This window comes from Caldimonas brevitalea, assembly GCF_001017435.1.
Taxonomy (GTDB): domain Bacteria; phylum Pseudomonadota; class Gammaproteobacteria; order Burkholderiales; family Burkholderiaceae_C; genus Caldimonas; species Caldimonas brevitalea.
This window is the reverse complement of sequence record NZ_CP011371.1, coordinates 3933431-3951887: the sequence shown is the minus strand read 5'-3', so window position 1 is coordinate 3951887 and position 18457 is coordinate 3933431. Positions and strand designations below refer to the sequence as shown.

Sequence of the window (18457 nt, the reverse complement as noted above, 5' to 3'; positions counted from 1 at the left end):
CTTTCGTTGAAGTGGCGGTATGCATGATGACCTCAGGCAGTGAAGTGGCATGACGGAAGCCACAGCAGCGGCAGTGCGGTCCACACCGTCGCGACCAGGGCCAGCAGGGCGCTGGCGAGACGCACCTTGGGCGCCAGGCGCCCGGTGTCCTGCCGCGTGCGGGAGCAGGCTCGCGCCAGCAGGACGAGCAGGAGTGCGACGGTGAGGCCGCCGGCGAGCAGCAGTACCCATCGCAGCGTACGCATGCCCAGCCAGACACCCTCCAGCCACTGCTGGTCGCAGGCGAGCGCCAGGAAGGCATAGCTGCCGAAGAAGTACAGCGCCCAGACCCACAGGGGCAGCGACGCCGACGCCAGCAGGGCAAAGAACGGAGAACGCAGGCCGGCCGCCTTCATGTCATCACCCCGGCGACAAGATGCGGAAGTACTGCCACCACAGTGCCTTGCGCACACGCCCCCAGCCACAGCAGGGAGCAGTTGTCGTAGCTGGCGCGCTGCCGTGGTGTGGAGAGGCGGGCCCAGATGCGGGCGCAGAGGTACGGTGCGATCACGAGCAGCAGCGCGATGTGGAAGCCCTGGTAGCTCAGCAAGGCCGCGACGGTGGCCCCCCAGGCGTGCTCGGTCGGCGCCAGGCCGGCGTCGCTATATGCCTGGAGCTGCGCGAGAAAGCCGGCCAGGCCGGCGATACCGGCGGCGAGGACCGACGCTGCACGGGCTCGCCCGAGCGGCGCCTCGCCACGGCCCCGTCCCGCGAGGACGAGCAGCGCCGCACTGAGCAGGTAGGCGCCGACGGGCAGCAGCGTGCCGGACAGCGAGGGCAGCCGGGCTCCCGGCGGCGGGCAGACGTCCGCGAGCATCGAGACGTGGAGGTGTGCGAAGGCCATGGAGGCGAACACCGTGGCGTCCACGATCAGCAGGATGACCGTGGCCCACCAGGAATGCGACTTGACGCCGCTGGCGCCGACCGGCAGCCGCACGCCTTCGGCGACGGTGACATCGGTGGGAGCGGGCAGGCGATCGGTCTGCCACAGCCAGCGCAGCACGCAGGCCACAGCCAGCAGCCCGAAGGCGAAGGCCGCGGCCACCCACTTCACGGTCAGCAGCAGAAAAAAGGCCGCCGTCCCGAAGGCGCCGACCACCGGCAGCCAGCTGAAGATCGGCAGCACGATGAGGTGTTGCGGCTCGGCGCGCAGCGGGCTCGTCACGAGCGTTTCGCGCAGCCCGGTGGCGGTGCCCGGCAGCCAGTGCTGCCCTCGCTCGACTTCCTCGGCCAGCGAGGGGCGGTGCCAGAGGGGATCACGCTCGTGGACCTGGGGAATGCTGCGCGTGTTGTAGTTGTCGGACGGCAGCCATTCCAGGGTGGGCGCGCGCCAGGGGTCGCCGTGCGGCTTGTGCGCGCGCCGGGAGGTTCGCACGACATCGATCATCAACAGTGCGACGCCGAGGCCGAGTGCTGCGGCGCCGAGGGAGGACAGCAGGTTGAGCCCGTCCCAGCCGAGGCCTGACGGGTAGGTGTAGACACGCCGCGGCATGCCGAGCAGGCCGGCGATGTGCATCGGGAAGAAGGCCAGATGGAAGCCGCCGAAGACCAGCCAGAAGATCCAGCGTCCCCAGCGTTCGCTCAAGCTGTGGCCGTTGCCCAGCGGCAGCCAGTAGTACAGCGCGGCGAACACCGGGAACAGCACGCCGCCGATCAGCACATAGTGCAGGTGGGCGACGACAAAATAGGTGTCGTGCACCTGCCAGTCGAAAGGCAGGATCGCCACCATCACCCCGGTGAGCCCGCCCAGCACGAAGGTGAACAGAAAGCCCAGCAGGAACAGCGTCGGGGTGTTGAAAACGGGGCGGCCCCGCCACAGTGTGGCGATCCAGGCGAACACCTGCATGCTGGTCGGTACCGCCACGGCCAGGCTGGCTGCCGAGACGAAACTCATCGACAGCGTGCCCAGCCCGGCGGTGAACATGTGGTGAGACCACAGCGCGAAGCTGAAGAAGCCGGTCGCGAGCAGGGCGGCGACGACGGCGCGGTGGCCGACCAAAGGCGCCCGCACCAGCGCCGGCAGCATCGCCGACACCATACCGGCGGCGGGCAGGAAGATGATGTAGACCTCGGGGTGCCCGAAAAACCAGAACAGGTGCTGCCACAGCAGCGGGTCCCCGCCGCGCTCGGCGACGAAAAACGGCCAATCGAACGCGCGCTCCATTTCGAGCAGGGCGGTGCCGGCGATCACCGCGGGGAAGGCGAACACGATCATCAGGCCCACGACCAGCATCGCCCAGGCATACACCGGCATGCGGCCGAGGCTCATGCCGGGCGCCCGGGTCATCAGGATGCCGATGATCAGCTCGATCGCGCCCGCAATGGCCGAGATCTCGATGAAGCCGATGCCGAGCAGCCAGAAGTCGGCGTTCAGCCCGGGCGAGTAGACCCGGCTGGTGAGCGGCGGATACATGAACCACCCACCGTCCGGTGCCAGGCCGACGAACAGCGTGCAGAAGAAGGCGAGGCCGCCGAAGGCATAGGCCCAGTAGGCGTAGGCGGACAGGCGAGGAAACGGCAGGTCGCGCGCGCCCAGCATGTTGGGCAGCAGGTAGACCGCGACCGCCTCGACCACCGGCACCGCGAACAAAAACATCATCACGGTGCCGTGCATCGTGAAGACCTGGTTGTAGGTGCCGGGCGACAGCAAGGTGTTGTCCGGAACGGCGAGCTGGGCGCGCATCAGCAGCGCCAGCACGCCGGCCAGCACGAGGAAGAGCAGCGCGGTGGCGATGTACAGCTTGCCGATGTAGGTGTTGTTGACCGCGGTGATGGAGCGCCAGCCGCGCGGCAGCTCCCACACCTGCCGCAGCCGATCGAGTTCGCCGGGAGGACGGGGCAGGCGGTTGGGCAGGTCGGGGCCGGCCGGAAGCTGCGAAGGCGGGGCGTTCATCGCAGGTGGTCCAGGTAGGCGGCGAGTGCATCCAGCTCGGGCGCGTCCAGATGCTGGAAAGAGGCCATGTGCGCCCCCGGCTTGAGCGCCTGCACGCCGGTGATCCAGGCCGCCATCGCGCCCGGGGCGTTGCCGATCACGCCGGCGCCGAGGGTCAGGCGGCTGCCCACGTGTGTCAAGTCCGGCCCGCGACCGCCGCCGTCCGAAACGCCGCGCACCGTGTGGCAGGCCGCGCAGCCGCTGTCCCGGAAGGCCTGCAGGCCACGCTGCAGCCGCTCGCTGGAAGCGGGAGCGGCCGGCGCCCTTTGCCGCGCCAGCCAGCGCTCGTAGTCCTCACGTGGCTCGACCACCACCAGCAGCGCCATGCGAGCGTGTTGTTCGCCGCAGTACTCGGCGCACTGGCCGCGGTAGACGCCGGCCCGGCGCGCGGTGATCATCAGGCGATTCACCCGACCCGGCACCATGTCCATCTTGCCCCCCAGTTCGGGCACCCAGAAGCTGTGGATGACATCGACGGCGCTCAGGCCGAGTTGCACCGGCTGGCCGACCGGCAGGTGCAGTTCGTTGGCCAACGTCAGCTCCTGGCCCGTCTGCGGGTCGCGGTAGCGCACCTCCCACCACCACATGCGGCCGATCACGGAGACCACCAGCGGGCTGACGCTGGCCGGCCGGTCCAGCCGCTCGGTCCGCCAGGTGCTGTAGACCAGCAGCACCGACAGGACGGCGACGGGCACCGCGATGCCGCCCCCCAACACCCACCAGCCCGTCGCCACAGCAGGTTTGCGCGAGCGCAAGCCATAGGCCAGCACGGCCATGGTCAGGATGAAGACCACGCCGACCAGGACGATGAGCACCCAGCTCACCTCGGCCAGCACAGCCGCCTGCTCGCTCGCCGGGCGGAACACGGAGGCGCGAGCCGCGGCGCCCGGCGTCATGGCTGCGACATCAGGTAGGCTGCCATGTCGCGTGCGTCGTCCGCGGACACACCGAGGGCTGGCATCGGCGTCCCCGGGACCAGCGCCTGCGGGTTTTGCAACCATTGCTGCAAGGGGCCGGGCACATTGGGAACGTGGCCCGCGATGTAGCTGCGGCGGCCGAACGCTTCCAGCGACGGGCCCATCGTGCCGACCGCACCCGGCACTCTGGGGATGGCGTGGCAGCTGCCACACTGGTATTGGGCGAGCAGGCGCTGCCCCCGCTGAGCATCACCGCCCTCGACCCGGGTGTAGCGCTGCCCCGGGGCCTCCGCTTCCCCGTCGGCGCAAGCGGCCATCACCGCGAGCACGCTCGCAGCCCAGAGGCGGCGGCGCAAGCCGTAGCCGGAGGCGGCGCGCAGTGAGGGCAAGGAATGAAAGCGCATGGCCGACGCGTATCAAAAGTCGTACCCGCCTGCCCAGCGGCCCGGAAAAGCGAGGCGGCTGAACGGGAGCGAGGACGCGCGTTACGAATTCCGGTGCCGCTTGCGTTCGCGTCGCCTGTGCCTGAAAGACAACCACTTGTGCTCCAGCCACAGCAGGAAGCGGGCGGCCGGCTTGCGCAAGAAAGGAATGTCCTGGGCCAGCAGCAAGAGGCCGACGGGCAGGAACTCGATGCCGACGACGGGGAGGAACCAGGCAAAGCTGGACAGGATGAACAGCAGGCCGAGCGGAAGCCGCACCCACCGGGATCCGGGGCTGCGCAGCCAACGGATCAGGCGGGCGACGCGCTCCGGGCTCTCTGCCTGCAACGTGTCGAACGCCTGATCGAGCTGTTGCTGACCTTGCTTGTTGTCCATGTCCAGCCGCGACGTGCAACGTGTGTTCCCACCTCGGTGGCGGCGAGACCGGCACAAGGGGCGGGGCCGGTCCGCTGCTTGCCTGTTGCGATCGGCTGAGCAAGCACCGTGCACATGAAGCAGAACATCTTTGTCACCCTGATCGTCGCCTTCGTGCTCGCCTGCCTCGCGGCCGCAGGGGTCGTCTGGGGCGGCTTCTATGACATCTCGGCCACCAGCAGCCACACGCAGCCGGTCTACAGCCTGCTGGAGACGGCCATGCGCCGCTCCGTCGTGCTGCGCTCGCGTGACATCAAGGCGCCTCCGCTCGGGGACGCGGCCAAGATCTCGCGCGGCGCCTTTTGCTATCGCGAGTTGTGCGTCCAGTGCCACGGCGGGCCGGGTGTCGCGCCCAGTGCGATCGGGATGAGCCTGCAGCCGCTGCCCGGCCCGCTGATCGACGCGGCGCGGCGCTGGCGGGCCGAGGAGCTGTACTGGATCACCAAGCATGGCGTCAAGATGAGCGGGATGCCTGCTTGGGAAGTGCGGCTGAGCGAGGCGGACCTGTGGTCGGTGGTGGCGTTTCTCCAAGCTCTGCCGGAGATGTCGCCAAGAGACTATGACAACACCGTGGCCGCCGCCGCACCGCGACCACAATGCCCGGCTCCTGCCAACGACGCCACTGAAACCGCCGGCGGGAACCCGGGCTCTCCAGCGCAGGCCCGCTTGTTGTTGAGGCAGTACGCCTGCGTCACGTGCCACGTCATCCCGGGCGTGACGGGATCTGACACCCAGTTGGGTCCGCCCCTGGCCGGGCTCGCGCGGCGTTCCTTGTTGCCGGGCGGATTGGCGAACTCAGAAGACAACCTGGTCCGGTGGATACGCCACCCCCGCGGGGTCGATCCGCTCACCGCCATGCCGGATCTCGGCGTGACGGAGGAACATGCGCGCCAGATGGCGGCCTACCTGCTGGAGCATTGAGCCGGCCGATGCCAGCAGGCGGCCACGTTCACGGGAAGATCGTGGCCCACCATTGCCGGGCCGAGTTCTTGATCATGTCGATGGCGTCCGGGTCGCGGTGCCACAGCGCCGACAGGTAGGCTTTGGCCTGAGTAGCGGTGATGTGAGGCGGCAGCGGCGGAACGTTGGGATCGGCGACGACCTCGATCAGCGTCGGCACGTCGGCCTGCAGGGCCGCGTCCCAGGCCGGCCCGAGATCCTTGCTGGCGGTCACGCGGATGCCGCCGAGCCCGAGCAGCCGGGCGTACTCGGCGTACTTGAAGTCCGGCACCACCTGCGAGGCCTCGTATTTGGGGTCGCCTGACATGGCGCGCTGCTCCCAGGTCACCTGGTTCAAGTCGCCGTTGTTCAAGACCATCACCGTGAGCCGCGGGTTGCCCCACTGGCGCCAGTCATTGGCGATCGAGATCAGCCCGTTCATGCCGTTCATCTGCATCGCGCCGTCGCCGACAAGCGCGATGACGTGGCGGTCCGGGTGCGCGAACTTGGCGGCGATGGCGTAGGGGACGGCCGGCCCCATCGTGGCGAGGCCGCCGGACAACGAAGCCATCATGCCCCGGCGGATCTTCACGTCGCGCGCGTACCAGTTGGCGGCGGAGCCGGAGTCGCAGGTGAGGATGCACTGGCCGGGGAGGCGGGCCGACAGTTCCCAGAATGCGCGCTGCGGATTGATCCGTTCGCCCTCGGTCATCGCGCGGGCCTCCAGCACCTGCCACCAGCGCGCCACGTTGCGCTCGACGCGTTGCCGCCATCCGGTGTCGGCTCGCGGCTGCAGCAGCGGCAGCAGGGCTCGCAGCGTCTGCCGGCTGTCGCCGATCAGGCCCACCTCCATCGGATACCGCAGGTTCAGCTTGCGCCCGTCGACGTCGATCTGCACGCCGCGCGCCTGCCCTTCCTCGGGCAGGAACTCGGAGTAGGGGAAGGAGGAGCCGATCATGAGCAGGGTGTCGCACTCCGCCATCAGGTCCCAGCTCGGCTGGGTGCCCAGCAGGCCGATCGCGCCGGTCACGAAGGGCAGGTCGTCGGGCACCACCGCCTTGCCGAGCAGCGCCTTGGCGACGCCAGCCCCGAGCCGCTCGGCCACCTCGATCACCTCGTCGGTGGCGTGCAGTGCGCCGGCCCCCACCAGGATGGCGACCTTGCGACCCGCATTCAGCACGTCGGCAGCGCGCCGCAATTCGCTCTCGGCCGGGACCACGTGCAGCACGGAGGTGTCGATGCCGCTGTGCACCGTGCCGTGCTTGCGCGGCGGGACCTCGACCGCTTTCTGCTCCTGCAGGTCGTGTGGCAGCACGATGCAGGTGACGGTGCGCTGGTCGCGGGCGATGCGGACCGCACGGTCGACCAGGTGCCGGACCTGGGCCGGCGTTGTCGCCATCTGCACGAACTCGTGCGCCACGTCCTTGAAGAGGCTGAGCAGGTCGACCTCCTGCTGATAGTCGCCGCCCAGAGCGGCACGCGCCTGTTGCCCGACGATGGCCACCACCGGCTGGTGGTCCAGCTTGGCGTCGTACAAGCCGTTGAGCAAGTGGATGGCGCCGGGGCCGGAGGTGGCGAGACAGACCCCGACTTCGCCGGTGAACTTGGCATGCCCGCAGGCCATGAAGGCCGCCAGTTCCTCGTGGCGCGTTTGGACGAACTCGAGGCCGAGGCCCGAGCGCTCGGCTCGGTCCAGCGCGCCCATGATGCCGTTGATGCCGTCGCCCGGGTAGCCGAAGATGCGCCGTATGCCCCAGGCATGCAGCCGCCGGAGAAGGAAATCGCTGACCGTGTCGCTCATCGTCAACTCCCTTGGGGTTTGGTCTGGTCGATGACACGCACCGCCAGGCGCGTGATGAAGCCGGCCTCGCAGTGTCGGGGGAGGCCAACCCGACAAGCCGCTTGCCGCGGACCGCATCGAGGCCGGGCAGCCTTCGTGCCGGGACCTAACTGGCCACGCTCGAACGGGGCTCTTGGCTTGGTGCAGACCGCTCACAAATCGAGAAGTGTTCGCTCGTTCGAAGCATCGAATTTCGAAACATCGACTCTTACCCTGTTCATCCATTTCTGCAGGAGGTTCGACACCCTTGGTGAGTCGAGATGAGCTGTCAGCGATTCTTGATCTTGCCAACGCTCAACGATCAGTGTGCGACCGGCACTCGCGTCATCCAATGCAACTGCGTAGAAAAGGCACCCCTCTGCAGCTCGTGTGCTGGGGATGATGGCTTGGACATCGGCAACGAACTCATTCACGTCTGAGGGATCGAGGTGAGCGTGGCCCATTAGTACGATCATTCCTGGTGCTCCTGTTTTTCTATGGGCGCGAGATCGCGTCCTACAAAGCGACGCGTCTCCCGCCACCTCGTCATCACGCGATCGTGAGCACGATCTTCCCTTGGAGCCGCCCGCGGGCAGCTCGTTCGTGAGCCTTTTGAGCATCGGCAAGCGCAAATGTGCTGTCGATGGCCACACGCACCTTGTCGTGTTCGAACAAGCGCCCGAGTTCGGCAAGTTGCGAACCATTGGAACGCACCTGGGTTGCCGAGACCGTGACGCCCAGCTTTGCGGCTTCGTCGGCACCGGAAAAGCCCAAGGGGTACACCGGGAACAAGGCGCCGCCGCGCTTCAGTGTGCGCAGGAATCGACCCGTCGTGGGACCGCCGAAGGTATCGAGGACGAGATCCACACCACGTACCACGTCCTCGGGAGCACTCTTCGTGTAGTCGATGAATTCGTCGACGCCGAGGTCGCGCAGGAACCGCTCATGCTTGCTCGATGCGACGGCGATGACGTGCGCTCCCTTCCATTTGGCCAACTGCACCGCCAGGTGCCCCACGCCGCCAGCGGCGCCATTGACGAGCACCGATTTGCCGTCGAGCGGCACGGGGCGATGCTTCTCGGCCTGGAACGGGTTCGGCTCGCTATGGCCAAGATCGATCAAGTATTGCCACGCGGTGAGTCCCGCCATCGGCGCCGCTGCGGCATGCACGTGATCGATGCCGGCGGGCTTGCGTGACAACTCCGAGGCAGGGGCTGCAACGTACTCGGCATAGGCGGCGCTCCCCCCAAAGCTCGGAAACCGAACCATGCCAAAAACATCATCTCCGACTGCAAAGCCTTCGACGTCTGCGGCGACCGCCTCGACGACGCCCGATACGTCTGACCCGGGAATGACAGGCAATTGCACAGGCGGCCTCCAGTCGGGCGGAAGCGAGCGGTAGCCGTCGCGCAGATACCAGTCGGGCGGATTGACGCCCACGGCATGCACGCGAATGAGAACTTCGCCCGGCCTCGGTCCAGGTACCGGCGTGTCCTCGTAGCGCAGCACCTCCGGACCCCCAAACTCATGGACCCGAATTGCCTTCATCGTTTCAGTCGTCATCGCAGTTCCTTCATCACAAGTGGTGCAGCACCCCGTGCTGTCCTCGGATAGAAGTGTGGACATTCGCCGTTCGTTTGATAATCCGTTCAAAGCTCACTTGTTAAGTGCCATGACGGAACAAATCAGCCTGGAGCGCCTCACCGGCATCGTCGCGTTTGCGCGCGCAGCGTCGTACGGCAGCTTCACGGCGGCGGCGCAATCGCTGTCTGTTTCGCCCTCGGCCGTCAGCAAGACCATCCAACGCCTCGAACAGCAACTGGGTCTGCGCCTTTTCACCCGAACGACCCGCTCGCTTGTCCTCACGCCTGAAGGACGTGCGTTGCATGAGCGGGCGTTGCACCTCCTGCGATCTGCCGAGGATCTCGTGCAGTCAGCGGCAGCGGTGCGGTCGGAGCCTTCTGGGACGCTGAAAATCGCAGCGCCGCTGCCCATCGGAACGCGTTTGCTCGCGCCGGCGCTGCCGGAGTTTCGTCGTCGCTATCCCAAGCTCAACATCGACCTCCGGCTGAATGACCGGTTCGTCAACCTCGTCGAGGAAGGGATCGACGTGGCGCTACGCATAGGCGATCTCGCCGACTCCAATCTGATCTCGCGCGGCTTGGCGCCGATCCGACTCAGCGCATTCGCTTCACCGGCATACCTTGCGGCGCGGGGGACGCCGCGCCGGCCAGAAGATCTCAGGGAACACGACTGCGTCAACTTCCGGTACCAAACGTCGGGGCAGACGCTGCGGTGGATGTTCAAGGTCGGAAGCCGCACCATCGAGTTCACGCCGGACGCGGCCATCGTGGTGGACGTCAGCGACGCGGTCGCGGAGGTGCTCGTCGCCGGTGGCGGCATCGGTATGGCGGCGTCGTGGATCGCAGCGCCCTACCTCCAGCGGGGACTGCTGGTGCCCGTCCTCACCGAGTTCTCGGTCGACACGTCGACGATCACTGCTGTTTGGCCCGAGAGCCGACGCGGAAGCCCGAACGTCAAGGCTTTCATCTCGTTCCTTGAGGAGGTGTTCGCGTCGGCCTCGCCGTGGGATGCCACGATCGCCGGGAGTAAGAGGGGGTAGAAGAAGTCAACGGTGCGTCCATCGATTGCTGACGTCCGGTCATCGAGCCCGGCGAGCCCAATCACGATGCCCACCTCAAGCGCTTCAACCGTACCTACCGCACCGAGGTCTCGACGCATACCCGTTCAGGTCCATCAAGCAGGAGCAGCAGATTACCGAGGAATGGCTGCTCGAATACAACGAGCGCCGGCGGAGGGCTGCTTCCGCCGCAGTTCCTGCCCAGGATCACAACGGCGGCAAATTCCAGCTCTGGAATGTCTACTAGACCGGGAAGCTTACGCCTGCTAACGCCGCCTGGGCACTTCGAGAGCAGAGAAGGAACGAGTCGACAGTCGGCAGCGCGAGATGCGCGGCGCCGTAAGATCAGTGATTCACGCGACCTCAAGGGCCAGAGGACGGCCAGTTTACAAACCGACATCGAGCTTGGGCGCCGACGAGACGCTGAGGTGACACCATGAACCCATGCACCGAGATTCATTGGGTCGAAACCCAGTCGGCGATCGATGGCTTCCTGTTGCTTGACCAAACAAGCCACGGCCCTTGGCCGATTTCACGGCATCAAGTCGTGGCGGCGGTGCATCACTTGTGCGCAGCCATCGAGTCACTGGAACTGGCCGGCGTCGACAGGCAAACCATTGTCGATCGTCTCGCTCCAGTCCGCGCCATTCACGCACGGTCCCCATTCTTCAAGCGGATGCAGACTTGGCCGAGAGGCTACGCCGGGGACTTCGAGACCATTGACTACTTGATGAGCCAGCAAGTGCGGGTGGCCAGTGACACGCTGGAATACCATCTAGAACGCTACATCCTCGATTCGCCGATTTGTCAGCAGCATCGCAACAAGATCAGGGCGCAGGCCAAGGAGATCCTGATCACTGAGAAGCGCTGCGGCAGCAGAGCGGCGAACATCCTGATGATGGCGGCCGGGGGGTCTCATGATCTGCAACTGCTAGAAGAGTTCGATGCCGAGGTCAGGTGCAACGTTGTGATCAACGACGCAGATGCGGCCGCGCTTGACGCTTCGCTTTCAAAGTTGGTGCGCACGAACGTAAAGCCGATCCATGGGGACGTCGTCCGGTCGGTGGCAAGGCTCCAGGCGTTCTCACCCTATGACTTGGTGGTTGCAGGAGGTCTCTTCGACTACCTGAAGGACCGGCACGCCACGAGGTTGATCGACAGAACCTTTAGGCACTTGCTGCGTGAAGATGGGGTAATGCTTTTCACGAACATCCGCATCGGAAACCCCTATCGCGCGTGGATTGAATACCTGGGGGACTGGCGGTTGATCGAAAGGCAGGAAAAGGACCTCGAGGAGCTGATACCCGAGGGAATGAGGGACGGTATCCGTTTTGAAGTCGAAAGGGATGCGACAGCTCTGACCCTGCTGGCCCGCTTGCGAAAGACGGGAGCGTGCCCCCCACAAGACATGCACTGATTCAATCCAGTAGCCTTTCCCGTCGGCCTTTGCCCGCACACGGAACAATCGAGCCGCCTGGGCCATTGCTGAATGCGTGCACCGCGCGGTGCACGCATGCCGGGCCGCGAAAGCAGGGGCGGCACGCGTCCTCGTGCCCAGGAAGGCTGATGGGCCCTGAACAAATCAGTAAAAGGGGACCGCGATGCTGCACCCACTCCGAATGCTCGTCGACTCCTTTGCGCCGTACGGTCACGCCGTGGCCAGCACTCGCAACATTTCGCCGTCGCGACGAGGGCCGCGTCTTCGCCATTTCTCTGTGTTCAACGCGGCAGCAGCAGTCGCTGGACGAGGAGTTGCCATGCAAAAGCCAGCAAGGGCGATCGCCTTGGCTGTTCCGACAGCACTGTCGGCGCTTGTACTCGGATTCTTGGAACCGGTAGCGGCTCAGAACTGGACTTCGATGCTGAAAAACACGCCGGCAGAGCACTTGAATGAAGACGATGTACGTCTCCTGAGGGAAGCTGCTCGCAAGGTGCTGGACGACCCGCAGGCCGGTGCTTCGGAAAATTGGATCAATTCCACGACCCAGAACCGGGGCCAGGTCACGGCGACAAAGTCGTTTCGCTGGCAAGACCACCCCTGCCGCAGCCTACAACTGGACTATGAACTAGGCGGCCACAAGGGCAGGACGCCGATCAGCCTGTGCCGGGTGGAAGGGCGGTGGAGGGCGATCAGTCCCAGTGAAATCGGCGACGCCCGGTCCCCCTGACCGGAGCGCGGTGTGCAGAGGCCATCCGTCAGAGAAGGGCGCCATGGCTGCTGATGATTCAGAGCCCTCGTCGATGTCCGCCGAAGTGACGCTGCGGGGGGCGCAGGGCTTTTCACTGGTGTTGGGCGGCCCTCTGTTTCAGTTGCTGCGCCAGGCACATCTGTCAGACGACGCGCTGCTGCTGGTGCGCCAGCGCGTTGTGGTCATCGCGCTCCTGGCGTGGTTGCCGCTGCTGTCGATATCGGCACTCGAAGGACACCTGACGGGCGGCAGCTTGCCCGTGCCCTTTTTACTCGACGTCGAAGTGCACGTCCGGTTCCTGGTTGCGCTGCCGCTCTTGATCCTGTCCGAACGGGTCGTGCACCAGCGCATAGGCCCGATCGTGCGGGCATTCCTGGAACGCGACTTGATTCGAGAGCCCGCACTGCCGGGCTTCGCCGAGGCCATCGAGAAGGCCTATCGCACCCGCAACTCGGTGCTCGCCGAGGTCGGGCTGCTCGTCGCGGTTTACTCCGTCGGTGCTTTCGTCTTCTGGCGCCGGTATGTCGCGCTGCCTGAGTCCACGTGGTATGCGGCGAGGTCAGGCGAGGACTCGCAGTTGACGCTCGCCGGGGTCTGGTATGCCTACGTGAGCCTGCCGATCTTCCAGTTCCTGTTGGTGCGGTGGTATTTTCGGTTGTTCATCTGGGCGCGATTTCTGTGGCAGGTGTCGCGCCTACGGCCTGTCCTGGTGGCGACCCATCCGGACCGCTTCGGCGGGTTGGGCTTTCTTTCGCAAGCGGTCTACGCGTTCACGCTACTCCTCGTCGCGCATGGGGCGCTGGCTGCTGGCCAGTTTGCCAGCAGCATTCTCTTTGCCGGCGACACGCTGGCGGACTTCAAGGTACAGATCGCGGTGATGGTCGTATTCCTGCTGTGTCTCGTGTTCGGACCGCTGCTGGTATTTGCGCCTCAGTTGGCGCAAGCAAAGCGCCGCGGACTGATGGAGTACGGCGCGCTGGCCGGACGTTATGTGCGCGGTTTCGAAGCCAAGTGGCAACGCGGCGTGGCGCCCGTGGACGAACAATTGCTGGGCAGCAGCGACATTCAATCGCTGGCCGATCTGAACAATAGTTACGACGTGATCCGAAGCATGCGTATCGTGCCCATCACGCGCGACACCCTCCTGCAACTCGCCGCTGCGGCACTGGCGCCAATTGCACCGCTGGCGTTGACGATGATGCCCCTGGAGGAGTTGCTGAAGCAGTTGTTTGGCCTGTTGTTCTAGGGTGGCGCCCCGCGTGCGCTTCACCGTGGCATCGCTGCGGCCGCAGAGTCTCGGCCCGCCCTTGCCGCAAAAGCGCGGCGGCGGCCGGCAGCGGGGGCACGGACCGGGCGCAAGGAGAGGAAAAGAGGGTCGAACTGAGGCGAAAACGGCGGGGCAGGGCGCAGGCGTGGCCTATTCAGGAATGGCCCGGAACCCCGCGCCGCCGCGGGAAACCCAGAAAGCAAAACGCCCAACCGAGACCGGTTGGGCGTTGAATTTTGGTGGAGACGAGGAGGATCGAACTCCCGACCTTCGCATTGCGAACGCGACGCTCTCCCAGCTGAGCTACGTCCCCAAAACCTGCGCATTGTAGCCCAATCTCAGCCGCGCTCAACAGCCCGCGACGCCGCTGGCCGCCTCACAACCCCATCCCATTCTGCCGCGCCAACTCCCGAAACAAGGCGCTGTGATCCATCTCCGCCAACCCGTGCTCGGCGGCGCTCGTATACAAGGCTTCGAACAATTGCGTCACCGGCGCGTTGAACTGCAGGTCGGTTGCCGTCTCGAGCGCGTTGCGCAAGTCCTTCAGCTGCACCGTCAACGCCGCCCGTTTCGCGAAGTCGTTTTCGACCATACGCTGGCCATGCAGTTCGAGCACCCGGCTCTCGGCGAAACCGCCGCGGATCGCATCGCGCACCTTGGCGATGTCGGCACCGCCCTTGGCGCACAACAGCAGCGCTTCGCTCACCGCGCCGATGGTGATGCCGACGATCATCTGGTTGGCCAGCTTGGCCAGCTGGCCGGCGCCGTGCGGGCCGACATGGGTGGCGCGGCCCAAGGGGGCGAAGACGGGCAGGGCGCGTTCGAAGTCGGCCAACTCGCCACCCACCATGATGGCCAAGGTGCCAGCCTCGGCGCCCACCGTGCCGCCGGAGACCGGCGCGTCCAAATGGCCCACGCCCGACTCGGCCAGGCGCTGGGCGTGCCGGCGTGCCTCGGCGGGCTTGATGGAACTCATGTCGATCACCAGCGCGCCTGGCTTGAGCACCGACGCCACATCCTGGCCGAACAGCACCGCGTCGACCGCGTCGCCATGCTCCAGCATCGTGATCACCACGTCGGCTTCACGCGCCGCCTGGGTGGCGGTGTGCGCGACGCGGGCGCCGTGCGAGGCCAGACGCAGTGCTTTTTCCCGCGTGCGGTTCCAGGCGGTCACGGTGAAGCCCGCTTCTTGCAACCGCTTGCCCATCGGCAGGCCCATCAGTCCAGTGCCCAGGACAGTGATGTTCATCTCGCGCATCCTTGCAGGTGATCCAGTCTTCGCCGAAGTATAGGAAGCGCAGAGGCGCGGCCGCCCGGCCTGGAACCTGCGGGGCCTCGCCGCCCACCTTGCCCGGAGGTCACCCCCGCGTGACGGGCCAAGACGATGAGCATCACAGCAGCAGGGCCTAGCCGCCTTCGTGCGGCCGGCGGGGGCCACCGGCGCATCATCGCCTTGGCCACCAGGGCGCAGCCGTGCGCCAAGGCGCACAGGCGGTCCGCAGCCATCAGGCCATCAGGCAGAGCCAGCCGATGTCAACGAACGCGCCCTTTGTCGGTGATCTCCGATCACTTCCTTCTACTGTTTAAAAAGGAGCTATTGATGAAAACGATAGGCGACAAGGTCGAATCTTTTTCGGTCGTCGGCGTGAAGCCGGGCTTCAACCATCATGAGGAAAATGGCCAGTCGGCGTTCGAGACCATCACAGCCCAGTCGTTTCCGGGCAAATGGAAGATCATTTACTTCTATCCCAAGGACTTCACTTTCGTCTGCCCGACCGAGATCGTCGGCTTCGCGAAGCTGCAAAGGGATTTCGCCGACCGCGATGCCGTGTTGCTCGGCGGCTCGACCGACAACGAGTTCTGCAAGCTCGGCTGGCGCCGCGAGCACAAGGACTTGAGCGGTCTGAACCACTATCAGTTCTCCGACGTCACGGGCTCGCTGGTCGACCAGCTCGGCGTCCGCGACAAGGAAGCCGGTGTCGCGCTGCGCGCCACCTTCATCGTCGACCCCGACAACACCATCCAGCATGTGTCGGTGAACAACCTGAACGTGGGCCGGTCGCCCGAAGAAATCCTGCGGCTGCTCGACGGCCTGCAAACCGACGAGCTGTGCCCCTGCAACCGCGGTGTCGGTGGCTCCACGCTTTGAACCTCGCGCGCCTGACAACCCGCCTCGGCGGGTTTTTTCGGCCCGAATAGTTAGGAGAAAACGATGGACTTCCTTTCTTCAATCAAAGATCAGATCCCCGACTACGCCAAGGACATCCGCCTCAACCTGGACGGTGTCATCGCCCGCTCCAGCCTGCCGCCCGAGGACGCGCTAGGCTGCGCCATCGCCGCCGCCTTTGCTGCCAAGAGCCAGCCTTTGCTCGCAGTGCTGACCGCCAACACGCCGGAAGCCGAGCGCAACGCCGCGCTCACGGCGGCCGCGCTGATGGGGATGAACAATGCGTGGTACCCGTATCTGGAGATGGCCGACGACGCTGAACTGAGAACCGTGCGGCCCGAGTTGCGGATGAATGCGTATGCGACCAGCGGCGGCGTCGAGAAAAAGAAGTTCGAGGCCTACGCGCTGGCGGCCTCCATCGTCGGCAAATGCCACTTCTGCGTGAAGTCGCACTACGAGCTGCTGAAGAAGGAGGGCTACAGCACGCAGCAGCTGCGTGATGTGGGCCGAATCGCGGCGGTCGTCAATGCGGCAGCCCAGGTGCTGACGGTACGGTAAGGCGGCCCGGCACCGGCAGTGCACCGCGTGGCGGACCTGCTGCCCACGGCGCTCACGCCGTCGCCAGCGGCGCCTCCCAGCGCCAGCGGGGCTCGGCCCACAGCCGTTCCCACTCCGGCCCGGGCGGCGCCTGCACGCGTAACGTGCTGCCGCTGTCGGGGTGTGCGAACTCGATCGACCAGGCGTGCAGCCACAGCCGCTGCAGGCCCAGGCGCTGTGCCCACCACCGGTTGTGCACACCCTTGCCGTAGGTGGCATCGCCCACGATCGGGTGGCTGATGTGCTTCAGGTGGCGCCGGATCTGATGCTGCCGGCCCGTTTCCGGCTCCACCTGCAGCGCCGCATAACGGCTGGTCGGGTGCGGGCCCAATGCGGCGTCGACCTCCAGCGTGGCCAGGCGCCGAAACCGGGTCAAGGCCGGCTGCGCTTCAGTGCTGACGCCGCGCGAGGTGTCCGGCCGGTCCTCTTCAAGGCGTGACAGCGCATGGTCGATCTCGCCCTGCGGCGCCGGCCAGCCGCGCACGAACGCAAGGTAGCGCTTGTGCACGGCTTGTGACTCGAATTGCTGGGTCAGCTGCCGGGCCGTGGCCGGATCGCGCGCAAACAGCAGCACACCCGACGTGCCGCGGTCGAGCCGGTGCACAGGATAGACATGTGCGCCGCCGAGCTGGTCGCGCACGCACTGCAGCGCGAAATGCTCGTCACGGCGGGCCAGCGGTGTGCGGTGCACCAGCAAGCCGGCCGGCTTGTGCACCGCCACCAGGCGGTCGTCGAGATGTAGCACCGGCAGCGTCGGCGGGCCGGCGTCGGCCGGCGCGTCAACGATGGTCGCCATCGACGTAGTACCAGCGGCCCTCCTCACGCACGAAGCGGCTCAGCTCATGCAGCCGTTGGGCTCGCCCCTGCAGCTTGCTGCGCGCCACGAACTCCACCGTCGCGTGGTGCTCGTCCTGGCGCTGGTGGCGCTTGACCTCCAGGCCCAGCCACTTCAGCCCCGGCGGGTCCGGCTCGAGCGCGGCTGGCCGGGTGCTGGCATGCCAGGTCGCCAGCAGGTAGTCGTGCAGCCCCAGCACAAAGGCGCTGTAGCGCGAGCGCATCAGGTGCTCCGCATCGGGCGCCTGCAGCTGGGTGTCGCCGGCATGCCAACGCCGACAGCAGCGGGCGTAGGCCAGCGGCTGGCCGCAAGGGCAGGGCGCGTCGGGCGGCAGCAAAGAAGAACTCATCGCGGCAGGCGGCGCAGGGTGGCCGCCGATCGGTGCAAACCGCCATCGTAGCCGTGTCAGCGCTGGTAACCTCGCGGCCTTGCTTTCGTCCATCCCCCCACGCATTCCGATCTCGTCATGCTGTTCCTGCTGTCCCCCGCCAAGTCGCTCGACTACGACACACCGCCCCATGTGGAGCGGCACACGGTGCCATTGTTCGTGAAACAGGCGGCCGCCCTGATCGAGGTGTTACGCGACAAGACGCCCGGCGAGCTCGCGGAGCTGATGTCGATCAGCGATGCCCTCGCGAGCCTCAATGTCGCCCGTTACGCTGCCTGGCGCACACGTTTCACGGCGAAAAACTCGAAGCAGGCTGTGCTCGCCTTCAACGGCGATGTCTACGACGGCCTGGACGCCAAAAGCCTGAACGCCACGCAGCTCGACTGGGCCCAGGACCACCTCGTGATCCTCAGTGGGCTGTACGGCGCACTGCGTCCCCTCGACCGCATGCAGCCTTACCGGCTCGAGATGGGCACCCGCCTCGAGACACCCGCAGGCCGCGACTTGTATGCCTATTGGCGCGACACGATTGCTCCATATCTGAACCAACGGCAGGCCGCCGAGGCCGCGCCGGTGGTGGTCAACCTGGCGTCGGAGGAGTACTTCAAGGCGGTCGACCGCAAGGCGCTGCGGGCGCAGGTGTTGCACTGCGTGTTCGAGGACTGGAAGGGCGGTGCGTACAAGATCATCAGCTTCCACGCCAAGCGGGCGCGCGGGCTGATGGCCCGCTACGCGGTGCAACTCCGGGTCAGCCGGGTCGCGCAGCTACAGGGCTTCGACAGCGAGGGTTATCGCTATGACGCGGCCGCCTCGGGCCCCGATCGCTACGTCTTCCGCCGCAAACTCTCGTAGCGATTTGCTTGCGCGGCG

19 protein-coding genes and 1 tRNA gene are annotated in these 18457 nt (G+C 66.2%); 8 read left to right on the top strand and 12 right to left on the bottom strand.

Features of this window, described 5'->3' with window-relative positions; translation table 11 throughout:
• Window positions 1-32 precede the first annotated feature (32 nt).
• From AAW51_RS28265 to AAW51_RS16725, 5 genes are all read right to left on the bottom strand, one after another.
• Entirely contained in the window at window positions 33-395 is a 363-nt protein-coding gene (locus tag AAW51_RS28265) for a hypothetical protein (RefSeq protein WP_053013653.1), read from the bottom strand.
• Window positions 392-2932 carry a cbb3-type cytochrome c oxidase subunit I gene (locus AAW51_RS16740; protein ID WP_047195512.1) on the bottom strand — a complete coding sequence of 847 codons (2541 nt, stop codon included), beginning with the start codon at window positions 2930-2932 and terminating at the stop codon, window positions 392-394. Before AAW51_RS16740 ends, AAW51_RS28265 begins: the two co-directional genes overlap by 4 nt.
• A complete protein-coding gene (gene coxB, locus AAW51_RS16735; RefSeq protein WP_053013652.1) occupies window positions 2929-3867 on the bottom strand; it encodes a cytochrome c oxidase subunit II in 939 nt (312 codons plus the stop codon). The genes AAW51_RS16740 and coxB overlap by 4 nt, the downstream gene beginning before the upstream one ends.
• Complete coding sequence (locus AAW51_RS16730; RefSeq protein WP_238947616.1) at window positions 3864-4292, bottom strand: c-type cytochrome; 429 nt, start codon at window positions 4290-4292, stop codon at window positions 3864-3866. The genes coxB and AAW51_RS16730 overlap by 4 nt, the downstream gene beginning before the upstream one ends.
• A gap of 81 nt (window positions 4293-4373) precedes the next feature.
• On the bottom strand, window positions 4374-4706 hold the full coding sequence (locus AAW51_RS16725; RefSeq protein ID WP_047195511.1) for a hypothetical protein: 333 nt from the start codon (window positions 4704-4706) through the stop codon (window positions 4374-4376).
• Between the two features lie 114 nt (window positions 4707-4820).
• Between AAW51_RS16725 and AAW51_RS16720 the strand changes: the two genes are divergently transcribed.
• Complete coding sequence (locus AAW51_RS16720) at window positions 4821-5666, top strand: c-type cytochrome (RefSeq protein ID WP_047195510.1); 846 nt, start codon at window positions 4821-4823, stop codon at window positions 5664-5666.
• 28 nt (window positions 5667-5694) lie between these two features.
• On the opposite strand, the gene AAW51_RS16715 is transcribed toward AAW51_RS16720, so the two are convergent.
• From AAW51_RS16715 to AAW51_RS16710, 3 genes are all read right to left on the bottom strand, one after another.
• Window positions 5695-7485: a thiamine pyrophosphate-requiring protein gene (locus tag AAW51_RS16715; RefSeq protein ID WP_047195509.1), complete on the bottom strand. Its 1791-nt coding sequence runs from the start codon at window positions 7483-7485 to the stop codon at window positions 5695-5697.
• A gap of 191 nt (window positions 7486-7676) precedes the next feature.
• Window positions 7677-7979 (bottom strand): putative quinol monooxygenase, encoded by a 303-nt coding sequence (locus AAW51_RS29315; RefSeq protein ID WP_083438358.1) that lies wholly within the window; start codon window positions 7977-7979, stop codon window positions 7677-7679.
• 73 nt (window positions 7980-8052) lie between these two features.
• On the bottom strand, window positions 8053-9066 hold the full coding sequence (locus tag AAW51_RS16710; protein ID WP_047195508.1) for an NADP-dependent oxidoreductase: 1014 nt from the start codon (window positions 9064-9066) through the stop codon (window positions 8053-8055).
• A 55-nt stretch (window positions 9067-9121) separates the two neighbouring features.
• Here AAW51_RS16710 and AAW51_RS16705 point away from each other — a divergent pair, with 55 nt between their 5' ends.
• From AAW51_RS16705 to AAW51_RS16695, 4 genes are all read left to right on the top strand, one after another.
• A complete protein-coding gene (locus AAW51_RS16705; protein ID WP_238947615.1) occupies window positions 9122-10126 on the top strand; it encodes a LysR family transcriptional regulator in 1005 nt (334 codons plus the stop codon).
• Between the two features lie 454 nt (window positions 10127-10580).
• On the top strand, window positions 10581-11561 hold the full coding sequence (locus AAW51_RS16700; RefSeq protein WP_047195506.1) for a hypothetical protein: 981 nt from the start codon (window positions 10581-10583) through the stop codon (window positions 11559-11561).
• A 340-nt stretch (window positions 11562-11901) separates the two neighbouring features.
• Complete coding sequence (locus AAW51_RS30010) at window positions 11902-12312, top strand: hypothetical protein (protein WP_157359925.1); 411 nt, start codon at window positions 11902-11904, stop codon at window positions 12310-12312.
• Between the two features lie 43 nt (window positions 12313-12355).
• A complete protein-coding gene (locus AAW51_RS16695; protein ID WP_053013651.1) occupies window positions 12356-13579 on the top strand; it encodes a hypothetical protein in 1224 nt (407 codons plus the stop codon).
• Window positions 13580-13837: 258 nt separating this feature from the next.
• Here the strand turns inward: AAW51_RS16695 and AAW51_RS16690 are convergent.
• Window positions 13838-13913, bottom strand: a tRNA-Ala gene (locus AAW51_RS16690).
• 63 nt (window positions 13914-13976) lie between these two features.
• Complete coding sequence (locus AAW51_RS16685) at window positions 13977-14858, bottom strand: NAD(P)-dependent oxidoreductase (protein WP_083438357.1); 882 nt, start codon at window positions 14856-14858, stop codon at window positions 13977-13979.
• A 342-nt stretch (window positions 14859-15200) separates the two neighbouring features.
• Here AAW51_RS16685 and AAW51_RS16680 point away from each other — a divergent pair, with 342 nt between their 5' ends.
• On the top strand, window positions 15201-15749 hold the full coding sequence (locus tag AAW51_RS16680) for a peroxiredoxin (protein WP_047195504.1): 549 nt from the start codon (window positions 15201-15203) through the stop codon (window positions 15747-15749).
• A gap of 63 nt (window positions 15750-15812) precedes the next feature.
• Window positions 15813-16325 (top strand): carboxymuconolactone decarboxylase family protein, encoded by a 513-nt coding sequence (locus AAW51_RS16675; RefSeq protein ID WP_047195503.1) that lies wholly within the window; start codon window positions 15813-15815, stop codon window positions 16323-16325.
• Between the two features lie 52 nt (window positions 16326-16377).
• Here AAW51_RS16675 and AAW51_RS16670 read toward each other — a convergent pair whose 3' ends face one another.
• Together AAW51_RS16670 and AAW51_RS16665 are read right to left on the bottom strand one after the other, a co-directional pair.
• Window positions 16378-17160 carry a pseudouridine synthase gene (locus tag AAW51_RS16670; protein WP_047195502.1) on the bottom strand — a complete coding sequence of 261 codons (783 nt, stop codon included), beginning with the start codon at window positions 17158-17160 and terminating at the stop codon, window positions 16378-16380.
• A complete protein-coding gene (locus AAW51_RS16665) occupies window positions 17144-17548 on the bottom strand; it encodes a YchJ family protein (RefSeq protein WP_047195501.1) in 405 nt (134 codons plus the stop codon). Before AAW51_RS16665 ends, AAW51_RS16670 begins: the two co-directional genes overlap by 17 nt.
• A 117-nt stretch (window positions 17549-17665) precedes the next feature.
• Here AAW51_RS16665 and yaaA point away from each other — a divergent pair, with 117 nt between their 5' ends.
• Window positions 17666-18439: a peroxide stress protein YaaA gene (gene yaaA, locus AAW51_RS16660; protein WP_047195500.1), complete on the top strand. Its 774-nt coding sequence runs from the start codon at window positions 17666-17668 to the stop codon at window positions 18437-18439.
• The last annotated feature ends 18 nt before the right edge of the window (window positions 18440-18457 follow it).

Bases quoted from the DNA above. Each gene is read 5' to 3' on its own strand.
- AAW51_RS28265 (WP_053013653.1), bottom strand. From the start codon at position 395: ATGAAGGCGGCCGGCCTGCGTTCTCCGTTCTTTGCCCTGCTGGCGTCG.
- AAW51_RS16740 (WP_047195512.1), bottom strand. From the start codon at position 2,932: ATGAACGCCCCGCCTTCGCAGCTTCCGGCCGGCCCCGACCTGCCCAAC.
- coxB (WP_053013652.1), bottom strand. From the start codon at position 3,867: ATGACGCCGGGCGCCGCGGCTCGCGCCTCCGTGTTCCGCCCGGCGAGC.
- AAW51_RS16730 (WP_238947616.1), bottom strand. From the start codon at position 4,292: ATGCGCTTTCATTCCTTGCCCTCACTGCGCGCCGCCTCCGGCTACGGC.
- AAW51_RS16725 (WP_047195511.1), bottom strand. From the start codon at position 4,706: ATGGACAACAAGCAAGGTCAGCAACAGCTCGATCAGGCGTTCGACACG.
- AAW51_RS16720 (WP_047195510.1), top strand. From the start codon at position 4,821: ATGAAGCAGAACATCTTTGTCACCCTGATCGTCGCCTTCGTGCTCGCC.
- AAW51_RS16715 (WP_047195509.1), bottom strand. From the start codon at position 7,485: ATGAGCGACACGGTCAGCGATTTCCTTCTCCGGCGGCTGCATGCCTGG.
- AAW51_RS29315 (WP_083438358.1), bottom strand. From the start codon at position 7,979: ATGATCGTACTAATGGGCCACGCTCACCTCGATCCCTCAGACGTGAAT.
- AAW51_RS16710 (WP_047195508.1), bottom strand. From the start codon at position 9,066: ATGACGACTGAAACGATGAAGGCAATTCGGGTCCATGAGTTTGGGGGT.
- AAW51_RS16700 (WP_047195506.1), top strand. From the start codon at position 10,581: ATGAACCCATGCACCGAGATTCATTGGGTCGAAACCCAGTCGGCGATC.
- AAW51_RS30010 (WP_157359925.1), top strand. From the start codon at position 11,902: ATGCAAAAGCCAGCAAGGGCGATCGCCTTGGCTGTTCCGACAGCACTG.
- AAW51_RS16695 (WP_053013651.1), top strand. From the start codon at position 12,356: ATGGCTGCTGATGATTCAGAGCCCTCGTCGATGTCCGCCGAAGTGACG.
- AAW51_RS16685 (WP_083438357.1), bottom strand. From the start codon at position 14,858: ATGCGCGAGATGAACATCACTGTCCTGGGCACTGGACTGATGGGCCTG.
- AAW51_RS16680 (WP_047195504.1), top strand. From the start codon at position 15,201: ATGAAAACGATAGGCGACAAGGTCGAATCTTTTTCGGTCGTCGGCGTG.
- AAW51_RS16675 (WP_047195503.1), top strand. From the start codon at position 15,813: ATGGACTTCCTTTCTTCAATCAAAGATCAGATCCCCGACTACGCCAAG.
- AAW51_RS16670 (WP_047195502.1), bottom strand. From the start codon at position 17,160: ATGGCGACCATCGTTGACGCGCCGGCCGACGCCGGCCCGCCGACGCTG.
- AAW51_RS16665 (WP_047195501.1), bottom strand. From the start codon at position 17,548: ATGAGTTCTTCTTTGCTGCCGCCCGACGCGCCCTGCCCTTGCGGCCAG.
- yaaA (WP_047195500.1), top strand. From the start codon at position 17,666: ATGCTGTTCCTGCTGTCCCCCGCCAAGTCGCTCGACTACGACACACCG.